This is a genomic window from Gordonia sp. SL306, assembly GCF_026625785.1.
Taxonomy (GTDB): Bacteria; Actinomycetota; Actinomycetes; order Mycobacteriales; family Mycobacteriaceae; genus Gordonia.
This window is the reverse complement of the sequence record NZ_CP113063.1, coordinates 4,236,047-4,259,973: the sequence shown is the minus strand read 5'-3', so window position 1 is coordinate 4,259,973 and position 23,927 is coordinate 4,236,047. Positions and strand designations below refer to the sequence as shown.

The following is a 23,927-nucleotide window of genomic DNA, read 5'->3' as shown; positions in this document are numbered from 1 at the left end:
AGCGTAGCCATCGGAGGTGCGTGAAGCGTGAGTGCGATGAGCAGACCGGTGGATGAACAGACCGGCTCGCCGCCCGCCGTCCCGGAGGCCCATCCGCGGCTCGCCGTGACCGTCCTGTGTGCCGCCGGGATCGTGGTCGCCCTGATGCAGACGATCATCGTGCCGTTGATCCCGCAACTGCCGGTCCTGCTGGACGCCGCCCCGTCCGACACCTCGTGGGCACTGACCATCACACTGCTCGTCGGCGCGGTGATCACGCCGATCGGTGGCCGGCTCGGCGACATGTACGGAAAACGCCTCATGCTCCTGGCAAGCATGGGCTGTGTGGCGCTCGGATCGGTCGTGTGCGCGCTGTCGGCCTCCCTGCTCCCCTTCCTCGTCGGACGCGCGTTGCAGGGCCTGGGCTTCGGCACCATCGCCCTGGGCATCAGCGTCATGCGCGACATCGTGCCGCCACGACATCTCGGATCGTCGGTCGGCACCATGAGCGCCTCACTCGGTGTCGGGGGCGCCCTCGGCCTGCCGTTCGCTGCGGCCATCGCCCAGCACGTCAGCTGGCACGCACTGTTCTGGGCGTGCGCCGCCGCCGCTGTCGCCGGCGGGGTGGGTATCGCGTTCACCGTCCCACAATCCCGCTCGCGCACCGGCGGACGCTTCGATCTCTTCGGCGCTCTCGGCCTCGCCACGATACTCAGCTGTCTACTCCTCCCGTTGTCGAAGGGTTCGGTGTGGGGATGGGCCGATCCGCTCACCGTCGGGCTCTTCGCCGCGTTCGTCGTGGTGGCCATCGGATGGTGGTTCGTCGAACGCCGCCGTGCGAATCCGCTCATCGACCTGTCCCTCGCCATCGAACGACCCGTGCTGCTGACCAACATCGCTTCGGTGGCGACCGGGTTCGCGTTCTATTCGATGCAGCTGATCCCCATCCAGTTGTTGATGGCGCCGTCGTCGAGCCCGAATGGCCTGGGGCTCGACATGCTCACGGCGAGTCTGGTGCTGGCGCCCAGCGGCCTGCTGATGTTCGTGTTCTCACACGTCAGCGCCCACCTCACCCGCGCGTTCGGCCCACGGGTCTCACTGGCAACCGGCGGAGCGGTCATCGGGGTCGGTTATGTGGTGTTCATCGTCGCCATCGCCGGTTCGTGGACGCTGGCGTGGTGGGTCATGCTGATCGTCGCCTGCCTGATCGGCGCGGGTCTCGGAATCGCGTACTCGGCGATGCCCGCCCTGATCATGCGCGCCGTCCGCGTCGAACAGACCGGCGAGGCGAACGGGGTGAACGCACTCATGCGCGTGGTCGGGACCTCGACCTCGGCAGCCGTGGTCGGCATGATCCTGACGTGGTCGATGGTCACCGTGGCCGGTCCGGACGGCGGCTCCGTCACCGTGCCCGCAGAGGGCGGCTATCTCTGGGCGTCGGCTATCTCGCTCGGCGCCTGCGGGCTGGCCACCGCACTGGCACTGGCCATCCCGCCCAGCCGCCCGCTGTTCGTCGAGGAGGTCTGACCGTGGGGTTCACTCGACATGCGCCTGTGACACAAGCGTCGTAGCGTGTCGCGAGTGTCCCCCAGCAGCGGCTCGCCCCGCGCACCTCGTTCCCGGCAGCCGATGACCCTGATCGAGAACGCGCATGTCATCACCGTCGACGGCGCACGGCGTGAACTGCCGCAGGCGTCGGTGCTGATCGACGGCGAGCGCATCGTCTCGGTCGGCGAGCCTCCGCCGTCGCTGCCCGACGACACCGTCCGGATCGACGGGCGCGGACACGTTCTCACGCCGGGGCTGGTCAACACACATCACCATCTCTATCAATGGATCACCCGCGGTCTCGCCGCCGACCACACCCTGTTCGAGTGGCTGACCACGCTGTACCCGATCTGGGCCGGTATCGACGAGAACGCGGTGCGCACCGCGGCCCTCGGGGGCCTCACCTCGCTCGCGCTGTCCGGCTGCACGACCACGACCGACCACCACTACGTGTTCCCCGCCGAAGGCGGTGATCTGCTGGGCGCCGAGATCGACGCGGCGCAGACCATCGGGCTGCGGTTCCATCCCACCCGTGGGTCGATGGACCTGTCGGAGAAGGACGGCGGACTGCCGCCGGATTCGGTGGTGCAGGGCCTCGACGACATCCTTTCGGACAGCGCCGATGCGGTGTCCCGGTGGCATGACCCGTCCCCCGATGCCATGCTGCGTATCGCGCTCGCGCCGTGTTCGCCGTTCTCGGTGACCACGGACCTGCTGCGCGAATCGGCGGTGCTGGCCCGCGAACTCGGCGTCCGGATGCACACCCATCTCGCCGAGTCGCTGGACGAGAACACCTACTGCGACGATCACTTCGGTTGCACTCCTTTGCAATACATGGAGTCGGTGGGCTGGGTGGGGAACGATGTGTGGTTCGCGCACGGTGTCGAATTCGACGACGACGAGATAGGGCGTCTGGCCGCGACGTCCACCGGAGTCGCCCACTGCCCCACCTCCAATGCCCGTCTGGGCAATCGCATCTGTCGCACGCGCGACCTCGTCGATGCCGGCGTCCCGGTCGGCCTCGGCGTCGACGGAGCGGCGTCCAACGAGTCCTGCCGACTCCTCGAAGAGGCCCACCAGGCCGTCCTCATGGCACGGGCGCGGGGCGGCCCCACCGCACTCACCACCCGGACCGCCATCGAGCTGGCGACCATCGGAGGTGCACGGGTGCTCGGCCGGGCCGCCGACACCGGCTCGATCGAGGTCGGCAAGCTGGCAGATGTCGTGCTGTGGGATCTGTCGTCGGTGGCGCACAGCGGCATCGACGACCCGGTGGCCGCGCTGGTCCTCGGCGCAATCCCGCCGATCGTCGGGACCTGGGTGAACGGACGACGGATCGTCGGCGACGGCACCATGCTCACCGTCGACACCGACACCGTCGCCGCCGAGGTGGCCAGGGAGCATCGTCGCCTGATCGACAAGGCGTCCTGATGGATCTCAACACGATCACCGGTTATCGCCACGCCCGTTCACGCGACGACCTGAACCTCGCCCCCGGCGAGAGACTGGTGGCCGGTGGTACCTGGTTCTTCTCCGAACCACAGACGGACGCCTCGGGCATCGTGGACCTGTCGGAGATGGAATGGCCCGCGCTGGAAGACCTTCCCGACGGTGGACTCCGGATCGGAGCCACCTGCACGATCGCCGAACTGGCCGCACTGCCCGCACGTTCGGGATGGCGGGCGCAACCGCTGTTCGGCGCATGCGCGAACGCACTGCTGGCGTCGTTCAAGATCTGGAACGTGGCCACCGTCGGAGGCAACATCTGCCGCGCCTATGCCGCGGCTGCGATGGTCTCGCTCACCGCCGGACTCGACGGCGTCGCCGAGATCTGGTGTCCCGACCGCGCCGATCGCCGAATCCCGGTGGCCGAGTTCGTCACCGGCAACGGCACCACCCTGCTCGCCGACGGTGAGGTACTTCGCGCCGTCGACATCCCGGGATCCTCGATGTGCGCGACCACCGCATTCCGCAAGATCGCCCTGGCCGAACTCGGACGGTCGGGCGCGGTGGTCACCGGTCGCCTCGACCAAGACGACTCGGTGGTCATCGGGATCACCGCGGCCACCACTCGGCCGGTGATCCTGCGCTATCCGTCACCACCGTCGGCGGCCCGGTTACGTCGCGACGTCTCCGCCGTCGACGGCTACTACACCGATCCGCTCGGCGCGGCCGACTGGCGACGAGCCGTGTCCGTTGTTCTGGCAGAGGAGATCCGGGCCGAACTCGCGGACGGGGTCACCCGATGAGGTTCTCGGTGAACGGGGCCGAGCACCAGGCGCAGCCGCGTCCGGGCCAGTGTCTGCGCACCCTACTGCGTGACACCGCGCATTTCGAGGTGAAGAAGGGCTGCGACGCAGGCGACTGCGGAGCCTGCTCGGTGCTCGTCGACGACACCCCGGTCCATTCCTGCATCTATCCGGCGCAGCGGGTCGAGAACTGTTCGGTCACCACGGCTTCCGGCCTCGGCACACCCGACGATCTGCATCCGATGCAGCAGTCCTTCATCGACAACTTCGGCTTCCAATGCGGCTTCTGCACGGCGGGAATGGTCGTCACGGCATCCACACTGCGCCCCGACGACCTCGCCGACCTGCCCCGGAAGATGAAGGGCAACCTGTGCCGCTGTACCGGCTACCGCGCCATCCGCGACGCCATCACCGAAGGCCTTGCCGACGGCAACCGAACCCCCGCCGACAGCAACACGAATCCCGCCGACAGCACTCCGATATCCGCGACCGGCAGCATCGGCCGGTCCGTCAACCCGCCGGCCGCCCGCCGCGTGGTCACCGGTACCGAGCCCTACACCTTCGACGTCGCGGTTCCCGGGATGACCTACCTTCGCGTGCTCGGATCGCCTGTCCCCCATGCCCGCATCGTGTCGATCGACATCTCGGCAGCCGAGCGAGTGGAGGGTGTCGCACTCATCCTCACCCACGAGAACGTACCCGGCAGGCGGTTCTCCACGGCCCGACACGAGCACCGTGAGGACGACCCCGACGACACACTGATCCTCGATCCGGTGGTCCGGTTCGTCGGTCAGCGGGTCGCCGCGGTCGTCGCCGACTCCGCGGCCGCCGCCGAGCAGGCCTGCCGACTGATCGATGTGACCTACGAGGAACTGCCCGCCGTCTTCGACCCAGAAGAAGCCCGACGACCGGGTGCGCCGCGCATCCATCCCGATCGCACCGCACTCGATCGCGTCAACCATGCCGATCGAAACACCATCGCCGATTTCCATCACGGCTTCGGCGGCGATATCGATGCGGCCCTTGCCCGGTCGGCAGTGACCGTCTCCGGCAGCTGGTCGACGGCCCGGGTCTCACATGCGCAACTGGAGACACACGGCAGCATCGGCCGGCTCGACAACGACGGACGTCTGGTGATCCGCACCAGTAGCCAGGTCCCGTTCCTCGTGCGCGACGAACTGGCCCACCTCCTCGATCTCGACGTCGACCGGATCCGGGTCTTCACGGCCCGTGTCGGGGGCGGGTTCGGCGGCAAACAGGAACTGCTCACCGAGGACCTGGTCGCGCTCGCCGTGCTGCGCACCGGCCGACCCTGCGGCTACGAGATGAGCCGCACCGACGAGATGACTCGTACCACCTACCGACACCCGTTCCGCGTCGCGGTCGACCTGGGGGCCGACACCGACGGCCGACTGACCGCGCTGAAGATCGATGTCCTCTCCGACACCGGCGCCTACGGCAATCATGCGGTCGGAGTCATGTTCCATGCATGCGCCGAGTCGATCTCGGTCTACAACTGCCCGGTCAAGCGGGTCGACGCAGAGGTGGTGTACACCAACAACCCACCGTCGGGAGCCTTCCGCGGCTACGGGCTCGGGCAGGTGAACTTCGCGGTGGAGAGCGCGCTCGACGAACTCGCGATCTCCCTCGACATCGACCCCTTCGAGCTGCGCCGCCGCAACGCCGTGGCCGACGGCGATCCGCTCCTCATCACCCATCCCGAGCCCGAACCCGACCTGGTGTACGGCAGTTACGGTCTCGACCAGTGTCTCGACCTCGCGCAGTCGGCGTTGGACCGTGGCAACGGCATCGCACCACCGCCGGGACCGCACTGGCGTGTCGGAGAAGGGATGGCGTTGGCCGCCATCGCCACCATGGCCCCGCGCGGCCACATCTCGCGGGTGCGGATCGGCGTGGACGCCGAGGGCGATTACCACGTCGGGATCGGTACATCCGAGTTCGGCAACGGCACCACCACCGTGCACACCCAGATCGCGGCGACCGCGCTGAACACCACGCCCGACCGGATCCGGTTGAGCCACGGTGACACCGACGCCGCCGAATACGACACTGGTGCGTTCGCCTCGGCCGGCATCACCGTCGCGGGAAAGGCACTCCACGCAGCGTGCATCTCGCTGCGCGAGAAGCTGATCGGTGCAGCCGCCGAGGTCGCCGCCAGTGAACCGGACCGCGTGGTCCTGACCCCCGACGGGGCAATGGTCGGCGAACGCCTGATCTCTTTCCATGAGATGTTCGACGCCGTCGACGGCGAGTCACGCGTCGCCGACCGGATCGTCGCGACCGGGGTGGAGAACGGCGACCTCCGCTCGATCGCGTTCAACGTGCACGCCTTTCGGGTCGCGGTGAACACCGAGACCGGCGCCGTCGTGATCCTGCAGTCGATACAGTCCGCCGATGCGGGCACCGTGATGAATCCTCAGCAGTGCATCGGCCAGGTGGAAGGCGGTGTCGCGCAGGCCATCGGGTCGTCGCTGTACGAGGAGATCATGCTCGACGGTCACGGCGTTCCGCTGACCCCGGTCTTTCGGAACTATCGCGTTCCGCAGATGGCCGACATCCCCACCACGGAAGTCTATTTCGCCGAGACCTCCGACGACCTCGGGCCTTTCGGCGCGAAGTCGATGAGCGAATCCCCCTACAACCCGGTGGCACCGGCACTGGCGAACGCGGTCCGACGGGCGATCGGCGTCCGCCCGCACGAGTTGCCGATGTCACGCGATCGCGTGTGGCGACTGCTGCAGGACTGAGCGCCGAGCCACCGTCCCGACGCGGTCAGGCGCGCAACAACCCCTTGGCGACGTGAGTCACCTGGATCTCGTTGCTGCCGGCGTAGATCATCAGCGACTTGGCATCGCGCGCAAGCTGTTCCACCCGATATTCGGCCATGTAGCCGTTGCCGCCGAACAGCTGCACCGCCTCCATCGCCACCTCGGTGGCCGCACGCGAGGAATAGAGCTTCATCGCCGACGCCTCGGGCAACGACAGCGGCTTTCCGGCCTTGGTCCGTTCGATGGCGCTGAAGAGCATGTTCTGCACATTGATCCGGGCGATCTCCATCTCGGCCAGCTTGAGCTGGATGAGCTGGAACTGCCCGATCTCCTGGCCCCACAACGTGCGGGACCTGGCGTAGTCGATCGACAACCGCTGCGCTTCGTTGATGATGCCCAGCGACAACGCTGCGATGCCGACCCGCTCGGCGGTGAAACCGGCCTTCGCACCCTCGGAGCCCCGGCTGTCCGAGCCGGTGTCCTCGGTTTCCCCGAGCAGACGGTCCTTGCCGACCCGGACGTCGTCGAAGAACAGTTCACCGGTCGGCGAACTCATCATACCCATCTTCTTGAACGACTTGCCCTGCGTGAGACCCGGCATACCCTTGTCCAGTACGAAGGACAGGACCTTGCGATCCCGGATCGGGGTGTCGTCGCCCTCGTCGAGTTTGGCGAAGACGACGATCGTGTCGGCGTACGGACCGTTGGTGATGAAGGTCTTCTGTCCCTTGAGGATGTAGTCGTCGCCGTCACGCTTCACGGTGGTCTTCATGCCGCCGAGGGCATCCGAGCCGGAATCGGGCTCGGTGATCGCCCAGGCGCCCACCTTCTCCATGGTCACGAGCTCGGGCAGCCAACGTTTCTTCTGGGCCAGCGTGCCCTTGCCCCGGATGGTCGAGACGGTGAGGCCCATGCTGACACCCATCGACGCGACGAGGCCCAGACTGACGCCGGCCAACTCCATGTTGAGGATGAGGAACATGGAGTTGGCCATCCCGCCGCCCCCACCGGAACTCTTCTCGCCGGCGGCCTCGGCGGCGAGTTCCTTCTCCAGTCCTTCTTTTGCCATGGCGTCCACGCCGAAGGCGGAGAGCAGCTTTCGGGTGATGTCATAGGGCGGCAGCGCGCCGGTCTCCAACTCCTCAACGTTCGGACGGATCTCCTTGTCGATGAACGCACGCAACGCATCTCGGACCATCAGGTCTTCTTCGGACCACTCGAACATCGCCGCACACTCCCCAAGATCAGAACATGTTTCAGTTACTTTCTGAACACTGTGTCAGGAGTCATTGCGGAAGTAAAGGGACACTCTGACGATCCTGTTTCATCGGTCGAGGGAGACCTCGTAGATCGTCGACGGGCGGACCTCGACCGCGAAGTAATGGGCGGCATCAGGGGCCAGCAACGCCTGGGCCACCGGCATCGCGACCACGCACAGTCCAGGCGTCGGGTCGGCGTCGGAGCGCCATCGGTGGATACGTTCGACGAACTCGGTGATCGCCTCGCCACCGTGGGGACGTGCCGACGGGTCGGTGAACCACGCTCGCAGGTCGGCGGGATCGATCTCTTCGGGGGTCAGCCCCGACCAATCACAGACGTCCAGCGTCGCCAGTCTGCGGTCGACGGCGTGGGCGGCGGCCAGCAGCTCACACGATTCACGCGTCGCCCGCTCCGGGCCGCCGATCACCACGTCGTCGGCGCGGGCCGAGGCGGCGAGCGCGGTCACATCGCTGCGACCCCGCTCGTCCAGAGACAGATCGCCGCCGAACCGCACCGATCGGTTGGGACCGGTGCGGCCGGCGGTGATGACGAGCAATGTCCGGTGTCAGCCCTGCTCGGCGACGATCTTGTCGCCGGTCGTCGCATCCGGGGTCACTGCGGGGCGAGCGAGACGTCCGAGGATCACCGCGAACACAACCGTCAGCACGGTCCAGAGGACGACCTGGTTGGCGATCGTGTAGACCCGGAAATCGCCGATCACGTCGCCCGGGAAGCCGGGGAACATGATCTGTCCCGAATCGTTGGCGACCGGGCCCGGCACCTCGTCGAACTCGGGCAGCACGGCGACGGTGATCGTGACCGCCACGAGATAGCCGACGGTGGCGGCGACTCCCGACAGGAGCCCGCCCAGTCGCGGACGCAGCCACAACGCGAGCACCACCGCGGCGATCGCGAACGCCAGTGACAGCAGGGTGATCGTGAGGAACGCACCGCTGCGCGCGCCGATCGTGTCGTCGTTGCCGACGGCCGGCGGATTGGCCGGGTAGGCGAAGAACGGCACCCCGAATACGGCGACGAACCCGATCACGCCGAGCGCGGCCGCCACCATCCGAGGATCGGTCGCCGGGAAGTGGCGTCCTATGTAGGCCCACAGGATCGTGAACGCGACCGCGAAGAACGCACCCATGCAGACCGCGAAGACCACTGTGCCGACCCCGGCACCGATGTTCTCCTGGATCGAACGGGTGAAGACCTCTCCGTGCTCGTGTGCACCGTGATCACCCGCGAGCATCTCCTCGGCGTGCGAGCGCCCTTCTTCGTAGTCGATCGCCGCGGCAACCTGCGGCTCGATGAACAGCCGGGCGAACACATACGCGACGATTCCGGCGATCAGGCCCGACAGCAGGCCCGCGCCGATGAACTTCTTCTCCATGTGTGGTTGTCTCCCCTGTCCGGTGTCGCTCAGTGGCAGGGGAAGCCGAGGAAGTGCCGGGCGTCGTGCACGAACTCGTGGACGTGGGTGTCGGACCCGAACACCGACACCGCGCCCTGGTCGTAACCCAAGAAGTAATAGGCGAGACCGGCGAGCAGCACGGTCAGGCTGAGCCACATCGCGGCGCTCGCCACCGAGAGATCCGGAACGGCCAGCGACCGGGCCTTCGTTGTCGTCTGCGTCGAGGCAGTCATACGGGTGGTCCTTTCCCGGGGATTTCGCGTCCCACTTCGTGTTGTCCCAAACGGTACTGTCCCAAACGGGTTGTCCCGATCGGGTTGTCGAAACGAACTCCACCGATGCCCGGCATTCTGGCTCTCCCGGCACGTCTGGCGAGCCGGGATCACAGCGGCGCGACCGCTCCGGATTCCCACCGGATTCCCCACGCACTGGTGTGAGAAGACTGTATACCCGGTCCTGTCGGTGCCGTGAGGGATGATGGCATTGTGCCCCGCAAGGCCCCCGTCCTCGATCGCTTCACCGCCCCGACCCGGCGGTGGTTCACGGGCGCCTTCGACGCGCCGACGGCGGCCCAGTCGGGTGCGTGGTCGTCCATCGCCGACGGCGACAACACACTGGTCATCGCACCGACCGGGTCCGGCAAGACGCTTTCCGCCTTCCTCTGGGCTCTCGATCGGCTGGCCGCGGACCCGGACCGCCGACACGGCACGCGGGTCGTGTACATCTCGCCGCTCAAGGCGCTCGCGGTCGACGTCGAGCGCAATCTGCGGGCACCGCTCACCGGGATGACCCGAGCCGCCCAGGAACTCGATCTGCCCGAACCCGCCATCACCGTCGGGGTGCGCTCGGGTGACACCTCTCCCGCCCAACGCCGCTCGCTGGTCAAGACGCCGCCGGACATCCTGATCACCACGCCCGAATCGCTCTACCTGATGCTGACGTCGGCCGCTCGCGAGACATTGACGGATGTCGACGCGGTGATCGTCGACGAGATCCATGCCGTCGCGGCAACCAAACGCGGCACCCACCTCGCACTGACCCTCGAGCGTCTCGACGAGCTCCTCGAGAAACCCGCGCAGCGCATCGGGCTGTCGGCGACGGTCCGTCCGCCCGAGGTGGTCGCCGGATTCCTCAGTGGTGCGGCACCGTGCCGAGTGGTCAAGCCCGCCGCCACCAAGACCTTCGACCTGCGTGTCGACGTCCCGGTCGAGGACATGGCGAACATCCCCGCACCCGAGACCGCAGACGAGCTCGACGACGCGTTCTCACCCACGGCCGGTTCGCTGTGGCCCTATGTGGAGACGTCGATCGTCGATCTGATCGAGAAGAATCGGGCCACGATCGTGTTCGCCAACTCGCGACGACTCGCCGAACGCCTCACCGCCCGCCTCAACGAGATCCACGCCGAGCGCACCGGCACCACCGACGGTCCACCACCCCCGAATGCGCGCGTCGCGGGCGGTGCCCCGGCGTTCATCATGGCCAGCGGCGCGAGCGCCGGATCCGAGCCGACGCTCGCCCGGGCACATCACGGTTCCGTCAGCAAGGAACAGCGAGCGCTGATCGAGGACGACCTCAAAGCCGGGCGACTCGCGTGCGTGGTGGCCACCAGTTCGCTCGAACTCGGTATCGACATGGGCGCCGTCGATCTCGTCATCCAGGTCGAGGCGCCACCGTCGGTCGCCAACGGGCTGCAGCGCATCGGCCGCGCGGGGCATCAGGTCGGTGAGATCTCGCAGGGGGTTCTGTTTCCCAAGCACCGCACCGATCTCATCCACTGCACCGTCACCGTGGAGCGGATGCTCGACGGTGCGATCGAAGAACTCAGGGTCCCGCAGAATCCGCTCGACATCCTGGCGCAGCAGACGATTGCGGCCGCGGCCGCGGCGATCGACGATCTCGACGTCGACCATTGGTTCGAGGTGGTCCGCCGCGCTGCGCCCTATCGCGAACTCGGTCGCCAGGTCTTCGACGCCACGCTCGACCTCATCGCCGGGAGGTTCCCGTCGGACGAGTTCGCCGAGCTGCGGCCCCGCGTCACATGGGATCGTGAGGCCGGCACCCTGGTGGGACGGCGAGGCGCTCAGCGACTCGCCGTGACCTCCGGTGGTTCGATCCCGGACCGGGGGCTGTTCGGTGTGTTCATGGTTGGCGAGAAATCCACCCGCGTGGGCGAACTCGACGAGGAGATGGTCTATGAGTCGCGCGTCGGCGACGTCTTCGCACTCGGTGCGACGAGTTGGCGGATCGAGGACATCACCCACGATCGCGTTCTCGTCTCCCCGGCCTACGGTCAGCCGGGCCGTCTCCCGTTCTGGATCGGCGACACCGTCGGCCGGCCTGCCGAACTCGGTGCCGCCATCGGCAAGTTCACCGGAGCCGTGGCCGATCCCGACACCCTCGCCGAGCATGCCGCACGCCTCGGGCTCACCGACTTCGCACGCGACAACCTCGCCGCGCTGATCGGCGAACAGAAAGAAGCCACCGGCCACCTGCCCACCGATCGCACCCTGGTCGTCGAGCGATTCCGCGACGAGCTCGGCGACTGGCGCCTGATCCTGCACTCCCCCTACGGGTTACGCGTCCACGCACCGTGGGCGAGCGCGATCTCCGCACGCCTGCAGAACACGCTCGGTATCGAAGGTGCGACGACGGCATCCGACGACGGCATCATCGTGCGCCTGCCCGACACCGACGACGACCCGCCAGGGACCGGTGTCTTCGTCGTCGACCCGGACGACATCGAGCAGCTCGTCACCGATGCCCTCGCCGACTCGTCGATGTTCGCCTCCCGCTTCCGCGAATGCGCGGCGCGGGCGCTGCTACTCCCTCGGCGAGACCCCGGACGGCGCGCCCCGCTGTGGCAGCAACGTCAGCGCAGCGCCCAATTGCTCTCCGTCGCATCAAAGTTCCCTGACTTCCCGATTGTCCTGGAAGCGGTGCGCGAATGCCTCCAGGACGTCTACGACCTCCCAGCCCTCGTCGACCTGCTCACGCGGATCCGACAGCGTCGGATCCGGATCGTCGAGACGGAGACCGCCAGTCCGTCGCCCTTCGCCGCCTCGATGCTGTTCGGCTACGTGGGTGCGTTCATGTACGCCGACGATGCCCCGCTGGCCGAGCGGCGCGCGGCAGCCCTCTCGCTGGACACCAGCCTGCTGGCGCAACTGCTCGGGCGGGTCGATCTCCGTGAACTCCTCGACCCCGCGGTCATCGCCGAGGTCACCGCGCGGCTGCAGCGCCTGTCCCCCGACCGGCAGGCCCGCGACGCCGAGGACATCGTCGACCTCCTGCGCTGGCTCGGCCCGCTGAGCACAGAGGAGGTCACCGACCGCTACCGGGGCGAGGATCCGGCCCTCGACCATCTCACCGACCTGCATCGGACCGGGCAGATCATCTCCGTCAATCACGGTGGCCGGCCATTGTGGGCGGCGATAGACGACACCGCACGACTTCGCGACGCCCTCGGCGTACCGGCACCGATGGGCATCCCGGCCGCCTACCTCGAGCCCGTGCCGGACCCCGTCGGCGACCTGGTCGGCCGATACGCCCGCACCCACGGACCGTTCACCGTCGCCGAGGCCGCGCAGACGTTGGGTATGGCTATCGGAGTGGTCCGGGACACGCTGATCCGGCTGGCCGCCGACCGGCGGGTCGTCGAGGGGGACTTCCTCCCGGACGGCGAACCGTCGGGCGGTCAGCGGGTCACGCAGTGGTGCCACGCCGACGTACTCGGTCAGATCCGGCGTGGTTCCCTGGCGGCGAGCCGGGCCGAGGTGGCCCCCGTCGACACCGAGGTCCTGGCACGGTTCCTGGCGTCCTGGCAGCACGCCACAGCCGACGATCAGCTCGGCGGTGTCGACGGCGTGGCGACGGTCATCGACCAGCTGGCCGGCTTTCCACTCCCGGCGTCTGCATGGGAATCCCTGGTCCTGCCGGCGCGGATCCGGGACTACCAGCCCGCAATGCTCGACGAGCTGCTCAGCGCGGGTGAGGTGATCTGGTCCGGGCATGGCCGCATCGGCAATTCGGACGGTTGGGTCGCACTGCACCCCGCCGACGTGGCGCCGCTGACGTTGCCACCGCCCGACGAGATCGACACCACCGCACTGATGGCCCGGGTCGCCCACGCTCTCGAGCCCGGCGGTGCCCTCCGGTTCGCTCAGGTGGCCGACACCGTGAGCACCACCGAATCCACCTCACCCGTACCCGCTGCCGAGGTGGAGACCGTGCTGTGGGACCTCGTCTGGTCAGGCCGGATCAGCAACGACTCGTTCGCGCCGGTTCGTGCATTGATCCAACCGAGACGCACCGCGTCGGCGTCGAGATCGACACCTGCACACCGCTCACGCGGTCGCGCCCCACGCCTACGGGCCCAGCGCCTGTCCACGCGCTATCTCGCGGAGCATTCGACCGGACGCGCGGTTCCCCCGACGGCGAGTGGGCGGTGGTTCGCACTCGAACGGCACGAGCCCGACCCCACCGTGGCCACTCAGGCCACGTGCGAGCAGCTCCTGGCCCGGTACGGCGTCATCACCCGGGGCAGTGTCGCGAGTGAGGGTGTCACCGGAGGATTCGCCCGGATCTACAAGGCTCTCACCGTGTTCGAGGACAACGGTCAGGTCCGGCGCGGTTACTACGTCGACGGCCTCGGTGGGGCACAGTTCGCATCGCCCGCCACGGTCGACGACCTGCGACGGCACGCACTCGTCGACCGTGGCAACGAGAACTCCGCCATCGTGCTGGCGTCGAACGACCCGGCGAATCCGTTCGGCGCCGCGCTGGAATGGCCGACGTCGACCTCCGAGGACGTCGGCCACCGACCTGGTCGCAAGCCCGGCGCCCTCGTGGTGCTGGTCGACGGCGCGCTCGTCGTGTTCGTCGAGCGCGGCGGCAAGACCCTCCTGACCTTCAGCGAATCGACGTCCGCCCTGGAGTCGGCCGCAGGCGCCCTGGCCGCCCTCGTACGATCAGGGCGCGTGTCCCGCTTGATGATCGACCAGGTCGATTCGCAGCCGGCGTTACGGTCCGACTTCGCGCGCATCCTGGTGGCCGCAGGTTTCGCGACGGCGCCACGCGGTCTCCGGATGCGCTACGGGCAGCATGCCTGAGGGTGACACCGTCTTCGCGACCGCCGCTCGGCTTCGAACGGCGCTGGCGGGCAAGCGGTTGTCGTATACGCAGTTCCGTGTTCCTCGGCTCGCGACCACCGATCTGTCCGGCCGCATCGTCGTCGCGGTGCGATCGAGGGGAAAGCATCTGCTGATCGATGTCGCGGGCCCCGACGAGAGCCGACCGGATGTCGGCGCGATGAGCATCCATTCACACCTGAAGATGGAGGGCGCTTGGCACGTGCACCCGGTCGGCCGCCGCTGGCGACGACCGGGTTTCCAGGCGCGCGTCGTCCTGCGAACCGAGGATGCCGAGGCCGTGGGATTCGACCTCGGCATCCTCGAGGTGTCCGACGATCCGGAAGCGGCGCTCGGCCACCTCGGTCCAGATCTGCTCGCCGTCGACTGGGATCGCGACGAAGCTGTCCGCCGCATCGAAGGATGTCCCGACGATCCGATCGGCACCGCACTGCTGAACCAACGTCTCCTGGCCGGTATCGGCAACGTCTACCGCAGCGAGATCTGTTTCCTGCGCGGGATGTTGCCCGCGCGGGCTGTGCGAGATGTCGATGTGCCCGCGACGGTCGATCTGAGCAGACGCTTGTTGTGGGCCAACCGATCACGCACCGCCCGCACCACCACCGGACAGACGGCGGCGAATGCGCGGCTGTGGGTCTACGGCCGACGAGGGCAACTGTGCCGACGATGCAGAACGCCGATCGAGCGAGGTCAACTCGGCTCGATCGGCGATGATCGCGTGATCTACTTCTGCCCAGGCTGTCAGACCTGACGAGATCGCGACGGCGGTCCTGTGACGTGCGGTACCCGCCCCCGATTCAGACCGGATACCGTTCCGGCTCAGGACCGAACAGAAAGCGCCGGCCGCTGATCTCGTCGACCGAGATCTCGACGTAGTTGTACTTGATCGTGGGAGTCCACGGACGCAAGGGCAATTCGTCGGCGGCGGCGATGTCATGGGTCGACACCAACACGCGTGCAGCACCTTTTGCGACGATGCTCCAACCCCTCAGTGCGGTGTGGTCGTCGGCTTCGAAGGCGACGTTCTCGTTGACCGCGATCTCGGAGAGCTTGGTGCCCTCACCCGTGCGGAAGACGATCCGTCCCTCACCGGCGTGGAAATTGACCGGGAAGATGTCCGGCTGACCGTTGACGCTCAACGCGATTCGTCCGAGCGCGACGGTTGCGAGAAGTTCCCAGGCCTCGTCGTCGGTGAGCACCTGCACGACGTTGTCGACCATGATCCGTCCTTCTGTCATAATCCATTGTTCCTCCGGAACAGGTGGGCCGACAGTGCCAAAGGTCCCGACTTCGGCGATCACACATCACGGATTCAGTCTGGTACCGGGACCGGCTCCAGGATCTCCGGCCGCGCTTCCGGCGCCGCGGCCCGCAGGGCGTCGGCCGAATCGTCGTCAGGTTGTCGCTGCGATGCGACCTCCGCCTCCACCCGGGCGATGTAGGTGGCGACCTCGAAAGCCGTCTCCTCCTCCGACCACCCGAGGATCGGTGCGAGCAGATCGGCGACCTCCTGCGCGCAATCGACTCCGCGGTGCGGATATTCGATCGCGATCCGCGTGCGCCGCGCCAAGACGTCCTCCAGGTGCAGCGCCGCCTCGTCGATCGCCGCGTAGACGACCTCCACGCGCAGGTACTGAGGTGCCGCGGCGAGCGGCTGCAACAAAGACGGTTCGGCGTCGGCGTAGTAGAGGACGTCGTCGATCAACGATCCATAGCGGTTGAGGAGACGTCGAATCCGATAGGGATGCAATCCGAATCGACGACCGAGATGCTCGCATTGATTGATGAGCGCGAAGTAGCCGTCGGCGCCGAGAAGCGGAACCCGCTCGGTGATGGACGGCGCGACCCGCGTGGGGATGAAGTCGGTACACGCGTCCACGGCATCGGAGGCCATCACCCGATACGTGGTGTACTTTCCGCCCGCGATCGACACCAGCCCGGGCGCGACCGTCGCCACAGCATGTTCGCGCGAGAGCTTGGAGGTCTCGTCGTCCTCACCGGCGAGCAACGGTCGCAGCCCGGCGTACACGCCCTCGATGTCACCATGGGTGAGCTTGGTGACCAGCACCTCGTTGACGCGCTCGAGGATGTAGTCGATGTCGGCACGGGTGGCGGCCGGATGGGCGAGATCGAGATTCCAGTCGGTGTCGGTGGTTCCGATGATCCAGTGTGTCTCCCACGGGATCACGAACAGCACCGAGTTGGCTGCACGGAGGATGATCGCGGTCTCGCTCACGATGCGATCCCGGGGAACCACGATGTGCACGCCCTTGGAGGCACGAACCTTGAAGTGGCCCCGCTGTTTCGAGAGTGCCTGGACCTCGTCGGTCCACACCCCTGCGGCGTTGATCACGCAATGGGCGCGCACCTCCCCGATCTCGCCGGTCTCCGAATCACGCACCCGAACGCCGAGGACCCGATCGGCCTCCCGCAGGAATCCGACCACCTGGGTGGACGTCCGGATCACGGCGCCGTAGTTCGCCGCGGTACGTGCGACCGTGAGGCTGTGCCGGGCGTCGTCGACCACCGTGTCGTAGTAGCGGATCCCACCGATCAACGAGTTCCTCTTCAGCGCAGGCGCGACGCGCAACGCGCCGGACCGAGTGACATGACTCTGTCCGGGAACAGATTTCGATCCGCCCATCTGGTCGTAGAGGAACAGCCCGGCGCCCACATACGGGCGTTCCCACACCCGGCGGGTCAGCGGGTAGAGGAACGGCAGGGGTTTGACCAGATGGGGCGCGAGGAAACGCAGGGAGAGTTCCCGTTCCCGAAGTGCTTCACGCACAAGGCCGAACTCGAGTTGCTCGAGATAACGGAGTCCGCCGTGGAACATCTTCGACGACCGGCTCGACGTACCCGAGGCGATGTCGCGAGCCTCGACCAGGGCGACTCGCAGACCGCGGGTGGCGGCGTCGAGAGCGGCTCCCACACCGACGACCCCGCCCCCGATGACGACGAGATCGAACTGCTCACTACCCAGCCGGCGCCATGCCTCGGCTCGGTAGAGCGGACCCATATCCGCTGGTCGGTCTGGGTTGAACTCGGTGTTCATGCTTGCCGAGCCTAATTGATCTCCTCCGATGCCACCGCGTGCGACACTGTCGGTCGTGGGTAGTGCAAGCACATATGTCGCCGCGATCGACCAGGGCACCACGTCCACACGGGCGATGATCTTCGACCGGCACGGCCGCGTCGTCAGTTCCGAGCAGATCGAACATGAGCAGGTGTTCCCGCAGGCAGGCTGGGTGGAGCACGACGCATCGGAGATCTGGCGCAACACCCGTCGGGTGGCGGCCGCCGCACTGGCGTCCGCCGATCTGAAACATGGCGACATCGCCGCCTGTGGCCTCACGAACCAACGTGAGACAACTCTCATCTGGGACCGCGAGACCGGTGAGCCGATCCACCACGCGATCGTTTGGCAGGACACCCGCACCAACGACCTCTGCGGCATGCTCGCCGGTGACGTCGGGGTCGATCGATACCGGGACCGCACGGGTCTGCCACTGTCGACGTACTTCGCCGGCCCCAAGGTGCGATGGCTGCTCGACCACGTCGACGGCGCTCGACAACGCGCCGAGGCAGGCGAACTGTGTTTCGGCACAATGGATTCGTGGATCACGTGGAACATGACCGGTGGGCGCGACGGCGGGTTGCACATCACCGACGTCACCAACGCATCGCGGACGATGCTGATGGACCTGCGCACCCTGGCCTGGGACGAGGAGATCTGCGCCGAGATGGGCGTGCCGATGTCTTTGCTTCCCGAGATCCGCAGCTCATCCGAGGTCTACGGGCCGCTGCGCGAGCACGGTTCACTACCCGGCGTACCGTTGGCCGGCATCCTGGGCGATCAACAGGCCGCCACGTTCGGGCAGGCATGCCTGAATCCGGGCGAGGCCAAGAACACCTACGGCACCGGCAATTTCCTCCTCCTCAACACCGGGACCGAGCCGGTGTTCAGTGACCACGGCCTGCTCACCACGGTCTGCTACCGAATCGGTGATCAGGACGCGCGCTATGCACTCGAGGGTTCGATCGCTGTCACGGGATCACTGGTGCAGTGGTTGCGCGACAACCTCGGCCTCTTCGACAATGCCCGCGAGATCGAATCGTTGGCCGCGTCGGTGGAGGACAACGGTGGCGCCTACTTCGTCCCGGCGTTCTCCGGACTGTTCGCGCCACGGTGGCGACCCGATGCCCGAGGGGTCATCGTCGGCCTGACGCGCTTCGTCAACAAAGGGCACCTCGCGCGAGCCGCCCTGGAGGCCAGCGCCTTTCAGACCCGCGAGGTGATCGAGGCGATGCAAGCAGACTCGGGCGTCGAGCTGTCCACACTCAAGGTGGACGGCGGTATGGTCGTCAACGACCTGCTCATGCAGTTCCAGGCCGACATCCTCGACGTGCCGGTGGTGCGACCGGTGGTCAACGAGACCACGGCACTCGGCGCCGCCTACGCGGCAGGTCTGGCCGTCGGCTACTGGGAATCCGAGGACGAGATCCGCGCGAACTGGGCCGAGGACAAGCGCTGGGAACCCCGGATGGCGGCCGAGGACCGCAACCGTCTCTACGACGGCTGGAACCGGGCGGTCGGGCACAGCTTCGATCTCGCCTGACCGCTTGGGCGGAGTTCACGCCGGCGTGTCGATGAGTTCGTCGGCGACCCAGTGCGCCACCCGATCCGGGTAGGGCGACGGCAACATCAGGACGACGTGCGAGAAGCCTGCGTCGAGTGCCTCGGCGATCTCGCGTCGAGTTCCGTCGGGGCGGTCGTAGGAGACCGGCAGAGCGATCGATCGGGTGATCGTCGCCGGATCGCGCCCGACCTCGGCGCAGAATCGATCGACCACCGCACTGCGGCGGATGGCATCCTCGATGTCACCGCCCGGGATGTTCCAGATGTCGGCATGTTCGGCGACCACCCGCAGCGTCGGCGTGGATCGTCCTCCGATGACGATCGGCGGGTGCGGGGACTGCAGCGGTTTGGGGTTGCCGAATGCGCCGGTCACCTGCACGTTCTCACCGTCGAAACCGAACGGCGCGGTCTCGCTCCACAGTCGGCGGATCACCGTGCACGCCTCCGCCAGGTCCGCGACGGCCTGCGCCGCATCGCGATACGGCAGACCATGCGCGTCGTACTCCCGCCGGGCGAGCGGATGCCCCGGCCGCGATCCAGCGCCGATGCCGAAATCGAGGCGGCCACCGGAGACGATGTCGACGGTCGTCGCGATCTTGGCGAGCACTGCCGGCGGCCGAAACCTGTTGCTGGTCACCAGGAGTCCGAGGCGCAGGCGCTCGGTCTGCGCGGCCAGCGCGGAGAGCAGCGTCCACCCCTCGAAAATCGGCCCGTCGGGATCACCACCGATCGGCATCAGGTGGTCGAACAGCCACGCGTGCTCGATGGCGTGGACCTCGTCGGCCTCTCGCCATACGCGCAGGACCTCCTCATAGCTGACCTGCATGGGTGCGGTCATGATCCCGAAACTCGGGTGTGCGGCGGTAGTCATCGTGGCGCCTCCTCGAAGGGGTGCGGGTCGTCGGATCGAAAGGTCGATGCTCGGCCGAACACTCTGGCAAGATGTGCAAGTAATCGGAACCGTGCTCCGATTACAATACGGAGCGTTGTTCCGTTTTTCAAGACCTCGATCGGAACGGAGGTGGACGAGTGCCGAAGGGCGACGATCGACCAGCGGCTACACGACCACGGTCAGCACCGCGGAAACGTGCGGATGCGCGCCGCAACGAGCAGGCCCTGCTCGAGGCCGCTGCGGCCGTCTTCGTCGTCTCCGGTGTGGAGGCGCCGGTACGTGAGATCGCCGATCGCGCCGGGGTCGGGATGGGCACGATCTATCGCCACTTCCCCACCCGCGCCGACCTCGTCATCGCCGTGTATCAGCACCAGGTCGAGGCGTGCGCCGAGGCTGGGCCGGCGCTCATGGCCACCGCCGCCACTCCATACCTCGCACTCGCCGAGTGGGTCGAGCTCTTCGTCGACTTCCTGACCACCAAGCACGGCCTCGCTGCCGCCCTGCGCTCCGACACCGCACGCTTCCAGACACTGCACGCGTACTTCCTCGACCGGCTGGTGCCCGTCTGCGGCGCGCTGCTCGACGGAGCCGCGGCCGCCGGCGAGATCCGCTCCGACGTCACCGCGCTCGAATTCCTGCGCGGCATCGGCAATCTGTGCATCGGCGGCGACGAGGACTACGACGCTCGGCGCATGGTCGCGCTTTTGGTCGCCGGGCTCCGCACTCCCCGCTGATCGTCGTCCTAATCCAGGTCGTCGTGGCGGACGAGCTGGCGCGCGGCCTCGGTCACCGAGCCGGTCAGCGACGGGTACACCGAGAACGTCTGCGCGAGATCGGAGACCATCAATTTGTTCTGCACCGCGAGCGCGATCGGGAGGATCAGCTCGGATGCGTTGGGCGCGACCACCACGCCGCCGATCACCACTCCGGTGGCCGGGCGGCAGAAGATCTTCACGAAACCACGGCGGAGGCCGCTCATCTTGGCGCGTGGGTTGGTCGCGAGCGGGAGCATCACGGTCCGTGCCGGATATTCACCGGCGTCGATGGCCGTCTGCGACACCCCGACAGTGGCGATCTCGGGACGCGTGAAGATCGCGGACGCAACAGTTTTCAGCTTGATGGGACTGACGCCCTCGCCGAGTGAGTGGTACATGGCGATCCGCCCCTGCATCGCCGCCACCGACGCGAGCGGCAGCAGACCGGTGCAGTCCCCCGCGGCGTACACACCGGGAACCGATGTCCGCGACACCCGATCGACCGTGATATAGCCGTTCCGGTCGATCTCCACGCCTGCCCGGTCGAGCCCGAGATCGTTCGTGTTGGGTACCGATCCCACCGTCATCAACACGTGGGAGCCGGTCACCGTACGCCCGTCCGTCAGGTGCGCGGTCACCGAATCCCCATGCCGCTCAACCTTGTCCGCACGAGCGTGCTTGATCAGTTCGACGCCGCGCTCGGCCAGCGCATCCTCGAGGACCAGCGCGGCGTCCTCGTCCTCGCCGGGCAAGACCCGATCGCGACTGGACACGAGGGTCACCTTGACACCCAATTCGGTGTAGGCGTGCACGAACTCGGCGCCGGTCACACCCGAACCGATCACCACCAGGTGCTCGGGCAGTTCTTCCAGGTCGTAGAGCTGACGCCAGTTGAGGATGCGTTCGCCGTCGGGCCGGGCGTCGGCCAGGACCCGTGGCGAGGCGCCGGTCGCGATCAGGACCACGTCACCCTCGTAACGCTGCGTCGATCCGTCGGCAAGGGTGGCGATCACGCCGTGCGCGGACACGCCGACCTGCCGTTCATCGAGCTGCGCGCGACCGGACACCAGGGTGACACCCTCGCTGATCAGCCGGGACCGGATGTCGGCGGACTGGGCGAACGCCAGGTCCCGGACGCGCTGATGGATCTGCGTCACGGTCACCAGGGCATCATCGGTGCGGATGTTGATGCCCAGATCGACGGCGCGGCGCACCTCGGTCCGGATGCCGGTGGACGCGATGAAGGTCTTCGACGGCACACAGTCCCACAGGACGCACGCCCCGCCGATGCCGTCGGAGTCGATCACGGTGATGTCGGCGCCGTAGGCGGCCGCGGCGAGCGCGGCCTCGTAACCCGCGGGTCCACCGCCGATGATCACGATCTTGGTCACTGTGAGTCCTCTCCTCATCCTCGGCCGACAGAGCTGATCCGGGCCGCCGTCTCGCTTTCGGCGCCTGTTCCGTCGTGTTCCAACCTAGTCCCCGGCCCGATTCGCGGCGCGCGGTCGGGCAGGGTCGGCTTTCGCGGGGCGCGCCGACCATCTAGGCTTTCGCCCGTGCCGATTTACGCCGCCTACGGTTCGAACATGCATCCCGAGCAGATGGCCGAGCGTGCACCGCACTCGCCGATGTCGGGAACCGGGTGGCTGCACGGCTGGCGACTGACCTTCGGCGGCGAGGACATCGGCTGGGAGGGTTCGCTCGCGACCGTCACCGAGGACCGGGACGATTCCGATGCCAAGGTCTTCGTGGTCCTCTACGACGTGACCTCCGAGGACGAGGACAACCTCGACCGCTGGGAGGGTTCCGAACTCGGTATCCACGTCAAGATCCGCGCACGGATCCACACGGCCGACGGACCGGTGCTCGCCTGGCTCTATGTGCTCGACGCGTACGAGGGCGGCCTGCCGTCGGCGCGTTACCTCGGTGTGATGGCCGAGGCGGCGGAAATCGCAGGCGCGCCCGCCGAGTACGTACAGGATCTTCGACTGCGCGAATCGCGAAACGTCGGGCCCGGACCCGGACCCGACGAGCCCTAGCACCGCCGTTCGGCCAGTCAGGCGACGCCCAGCGCGATGCCTGCGAGGGTCCGCACCCCGATCTCCAAGGCGCGCTCGTCGAGGTCGAAGCCCGGCTGATGAAGGTCACCGTGGGGACCGATCCCGTCCCATACACCGAGCCGGCCCATCGCACCCGGCACGTGCTCGAGGTACCACGAGAAGTCTTCGCCGCCCGGCGACTGCGGGGTGTCCGCGACCGCGTTCGGCCCGATTGCGGCAACAGCTGTACGCATCATCTCGACCGCGACCTCGTCGTTGACCACCGGCGGCACCCCGCGGAAGTACGACAGGTCGTAGCGCACACCGAGCGGCGCGAGAAGTTCACCGATCACACTGCGGACCAGGGGTTCGAGTTCCGCCCAGGTCGTGTGATCGCCGGTGCGGACGGTGCCCCGCAGCCGCCCCTCCTGCGGGATCGCATTCGGCGCGTTGCCGGCATGCGCGGCGCCCCACACCATCACGGTTCCCGACCGCGGATCGATACGGCGGGACAGGATGCCCGGCAAGCCGGTGATCACCGTGCCCATCGCGTACACCAGGTCACCCGTGAGATGTGGACGCGATGTGTGGCCGCCCGCGGAATGCAGCTGCAGATCGATGTGGTCGGCCGCCGACGTCAACGCACCCGACCGCAATCCGACCGACCCCACCGGGAGTTTCGGATCACAGTGCAACGCGAATATCCGGCTGACACCGTTCATCACGCCCGCGGCGACGGCATCGAGTGCCCCACCGGGCATGACCTCTTCGGCCGGCTGGAAGATCAGACGTACGCCCAGCGGCAGCGCATCCACGGAGGCGAGCAACTTGGCCACCCCCATGAGGATCGCGGTGTGGGCGTCGTGGCCGCACGCGTGCGAGACCCCCTCGACCGTGGAGCTGAACGCGAGTCCGGTGTGTTCGGTGATCGGCAGGGCATCCATGTCCGCACGCAAGGCGACCCGTGGCTGGTCGGCACGTCCGAGGTCGCACACCACGCCTGTCCCCAACGGCAACCGACGCGGCTGCAGACCTGCCGCGGTCAGCTCGGCGATCACGAGGTCAGTGGTGTTGATCTCCTGCCGCGAGAGCTCGGGCCGCGCATGGATGTGGCGTCGCCACGCCACCACATCCTGACCGTGCGCCGCCCACCACGCACCGATCAGATCACGCGGCGCCACCGGTTGGGCCTCGGTCTCACTCACGGCCATGC

At 67.5% G+C, this 23,927-nt stretch carries 18 protein-coding genes and 1 riboswitch; of the genes, 9 read left to right on the top strand and 9 right to left on the bottom strand.

Annotation, left to right across the window (positions count from 1 at the left end):
- Positions 1-36: 36 nt before the first annotated feature.
- From OVA31_RS19500 to OVA31_RS19485, 4 genes are all read left to right on the top strand, one after another.
- The gene (locus OVA31_RS19500; protein WP_267628243.1) at positions 37-1,506 is read left to right on the top strand and encodes an MFS transporter; all 1,470 of its coding nucleotides are present in this window, start codon (positions 37-39) and stop codon (positions 1,504-1,506) included.
- A 102-nt stretch (positions 1,507-1,608) separates the two neighbouring features.
- Entirely contained in the window at positions 1,609-2,958 is a 1,350-nt protein-coding gene (locus tag OVA31_RS19495; RefSeq protein WP_267631613.1) for an 8-oxoguanine deaminase, read from the top strand.
- A complete protein-coding gene (locus OVA31_RS19490) occupies positions 2,958-3,776 on the top strand; it encodes an FAD binding domain-containing protein (protein WP_267628242.1) in 819 nt (272 codons plus the stop codon). Before OVA31_RS19495 ends, OVA31_RS19490 begins: the two co-directional genes overlap by 1 nt.
- Positions 3,773-6,544 carry a molybdopterin-dependent oxidoreductase gene (locus OVA31_RS19485; RefSeq protein ID WP_267628241.1) on the top strand — a complete coding sequence of 924 codons (2,772 nt, stop codon included), beginning with the start codon at positions 3,773-3,775 and terminating at the stop codon, positions 6,542-6,544. Before OVA31_RS19490 ends, OVA31_RS19485 begins: the two co-directional genes overlap by 4 nt.
- A 25-nt stretch (positions 6,545-6,569) precedes the next feature.
- On the opposite strand, the gene OVA31_RS19480 is transcribed toward OVA31_RS19485, so the two are convergent.
- The 4 genes from OVA31_RS19480 to OVA31_RS19465 all read right to left on the bottom strand — a co-directional run bounded on the left by OVA31_RS19480 (position 6,570) and on the right by OVA31_RS19465 (position 9,472).
- Complete coding sequence (locus OVA31_RS19480; protein WP_267628240.1) at positions 6,570-7,790, bottom strand: acyl-CoA dehydrogenase family protein; 1,221 nt, start codon at positions 7,788-7,790, stop codon at positions 6,570-6,572.
- 99 nt (positions 7,791-7,889) lie between these two features.
- Positions 7,890-8,381 carry a histidine phosphatase family protein gene (locus OVA31_RS19475; protein ID WP_267628239.1) on the bottom strand — a complete coding sequence of 164 codons (492 nt, stop codon included), beginning with the start codon at positions 8,379-8,381 and terminating at the stop codon, positions 7,890-7,892.
- Positions 8,382-8,390: 9 nt separating this feature from the next.
- Positions 8,391-9,218: a CbtA family protein gene (locus OVA31_RS19470; protein WP_267628238.1), complete on the bottom strand. Its 828-nt coding sequence runs from the start codon at positions 9,216-9,218 to the stop codon at positions 8,391-8,393.
- Between the two features lie 29 nt (positions 9,219-9,247).
- The gene (locus OVA31_RS19465; RefSeq protein ID WP_190267600.1) at positions 9,248-9,472 is read right to left on the bottom strand and encodes a CbtB domain-containing protein; all 225 of its coding nucleotides are present in this window, start codon (positions 9,470-9,472) and stop codon (positions 9,248-9,250) included.
- Between the two features lie 111 nt (positions 9,473-9,583).
- Positions 9,584-9,661, bottom strand: a riboswitch (cobalamin riboswitch).
- A 63-nt stretch (positions 9,662-9,724) separates the two neighbouring features.
- Between OVA31_RS19465 and OVA31_RS19460 the strand changes: the two genes are divergently transcribed.
- Both OVA31_RS19460 and OVA31_RS19455 read left to right on the top strand, forming a co-directional pair.
- The gene (locus OVA31_RS19460; RefSeq protein WP_267628237.1) at positions 9,725-14,350 is read left to right on the top strand and encodes an ATP-dependent helicase; all 4,626 of its coding nucleotides are present in this window, start codon (positions 9,725-9,727) and stop codon (positions 14,348-14,350) included.
- Positions 14,343-15,140 carry a DNA-formamidopyrimidine glycosylase family protein gene (locus OVA31_RS19455; RefSeq protein WP_267628236.1) on the top strand — a complete coding sequence of 266 codons (798 nt, stop codon included), beginning with the start codon at positions 14,343-14,345 and terminating at the stop codon, positions 15,138-15,140. The genes OVA31_RS19460 and OVA31_RS19455 overlap by 8 nt, the downstream gene beginning before the upstream one ends.
- Before the next feature lie 46 nt (positions 15,141-15,186).
- On the opposite strand, the gene OVA31_RS19450 is transcribed toward OVA31_RS19455, so the two are convergent.
- Positions 15,187-15,609 carry a pyridoxamine 5'-phosphate oxidase family protein gene (locus OVA31_RS19450; protein ID WP_267628235.1) on the bottom strand — a complete coding sequence of 141 codons (423 nt, stop codon included), beginning with the start codon at positions 15,607-15,609 and terminating at the stop codon, positions 15,187-15,189.
- A gap of 92 nt (positions 15,610-15,701) precedes the next feature.
- Positions 15,702-17,444 carry a glycerol-3-phosphate dehydrogenase gene (glpD, locus tag OVA31_RS19445; protein ID WP_267628234.1) on the bottom strand — a complete coding sequence of 581 codons (1,743 nt, stop codon included), beginning with the start codon at positions 17,442-17,444 and terminating at the stop codon, positions 15,702-15,704.
- A gap of 55 nt (positions 17,445-17,499) precedes the next feature.
- On the opposite strand from glpD, the gene glpK reads away from it, so the two are divergent.
- On the top strand, positions 17,500-19,008 hold the full coding sequence (gene glpK / locus OVA31_RS19440) for a glycerol kinase GlpK (protein WP_267628233.1): 1,509 nt from the start codon (positions 17,500-17,502) through the stop codon (positions 19,006-19,008).
- A 15-nt stretch (positions 19,009-19,023) separates the two neighbouring features.
- Here the strand turns inward: glpK and OVA31_RS19435 are convergent, their stop codons facing one another.
- On the bottom strand, positions 19,024-19,899 hold the full coding sequence (locus OVA31_RS19435; protein WP_267628231.1) for an LLM class flavin-dependent oxidoreductase: 876 nt from the start codon (positions 19,897-19,899) through the stop codon (positions 19,024-19,026).
- Positions 19,900-20,057: 158 nt separating this feature from the next.
- Between OVA31_RS19435 and OVA31_RS19430 the strand changes: the two genes are divergently transcribed.
- Positions 20,058-20,654 (top strand): TetR/AcrR family transcriptional regulator, encoded by a 597-nt coding sequence (locus tag OVA31_RS19430; RefSeq protein ID WP_267628230.1) that lies wholly within the window; start codon positions 20,058-20,060, stop codon positions 20,652-20,654.
- A gap of 8 nt (positions 20,655-20,662) precedes the next feature.
- On the opposite strand, the gene OVA31_RS19425 is transcribed toward OVA31_RS19430, so the two are convergent.
- Positions 20,663-22,066 carry an NAD(P)H-quinone dehydrogenase gene (locus OVA31_RS19425; protein WP_267628229.1) on the bottom strand — a complete coding sequence of 468 codons (1,404 nt, stop codon included), beginning with the start codon at positions 22,064-22,066 and terminating at the stop codon, positions 20,663-20,665.
- A gap of 165 nt (positions 22,067-22,231) precedes the next feature.
- Here OVA31_RS19425 and OVA31_RS19420 point away from each other — a divergent pair, with 165 nt between their 5' ends.
- Entirely contained in the window at positions 22,232-22,714 is a 483-nt protein-coding gene (locus OVA31_RS19420; RefSeq protein ID WP_267628228.1) for a gamma-glutamylcyclotransferase, read from the top strand.
- A 17-nt stretch (positions 22,715-22,731) separates the two neighbouring features.
- On the opposite strand, the gene OVA31_RS19415 is transcribed toward OVA31_RS19420, so the two are convergent.
- Entirely contained in the window at positions 22,732-23,919 is a 1,188-nt protein-coding gene (locus tag OVA31_RS19415) for an amidohydrolase (protein WP_267628227.1), read from the bottom strand.
- Between the last annotated feature and the right edge of the window lie 8 nt (positions 23,920-23,927).

Coding starts and splice junctions, on each gene's coding strand:
- OVA31_RS19490 (WP_267628242.1), top strand. CDS start 2,958: ATGGATCTCAACACGATCACCGGTTATCGCCACGCCCGTTCACGCGAC.
- OVA31_RS19485 (WP_267628241.1), top strand. CDS start 3,773: ATGAGGTTCTCGGTGAACGGGGCCGAGCACCAGGCGCAGCCGCGTCCG.
- OVA31_RS19450 (WP_267628235.1), bottom strand. CDS start 15,609: ATGGTCGACAACGTCGTGCAGGTGCTCACCGACGACGAGGCCTGGGAA.
- OVA31_RS19500 (WP_267628243.1), top strand. CDS start 37: ATGAGCAGACCGGTGGATGAACAGACCGGCTCGCCGCCCGCCGTCCCG.
- OVA31_RS19465 (WP_190267600.1), bottom strand. CDS start 9,472: ATGACTGCCTCGACGCAGACGACAACGAAGGCCCGGTCGCTGGCCGTT.
- OVA31_RS19470 (WP_267628238.1), bottom strand. CDS start 9,218: ATGGAGAAGAAGTTCATCGGCGCGGGCCTGCTGTCGGGCCTGATCGCC.
- OVA31_RS19480 (WP_267628240.1), bottom strand. CDS start 7,790: ATGTTCGAGTGGTCCGAAGAAGACCTGATGGTCCGAGATGCGTTGCGT.
- OVA31_RS19495 (WP_267631613.1), top strand. CDS start 1,609: ATGACCCTGATCGAGAACGCGCATGTCATCACCGTCGACGGCGCACGG.
- glpD (WP_267628234.1), bottom strand. CDS start 17,444: ATGAACACCGAGTTCAACCCAGACCGACCAGCGGATATGGGTCCGCTC.
- OVA31_RS19455 (WP_267628236.1), top strand. CDS start 14,343: ATGCCTGAGGGTGACACCGTCTTCGCGACCGCCGCTCGGCTTCGAACG.
- OVA31_RS19435 (WP_267628231.1), bottom strand. CDS start 19,899: ATGACTACCGCCGCACACCCGAGTTTCGGGATCATGACCGCACCCATG.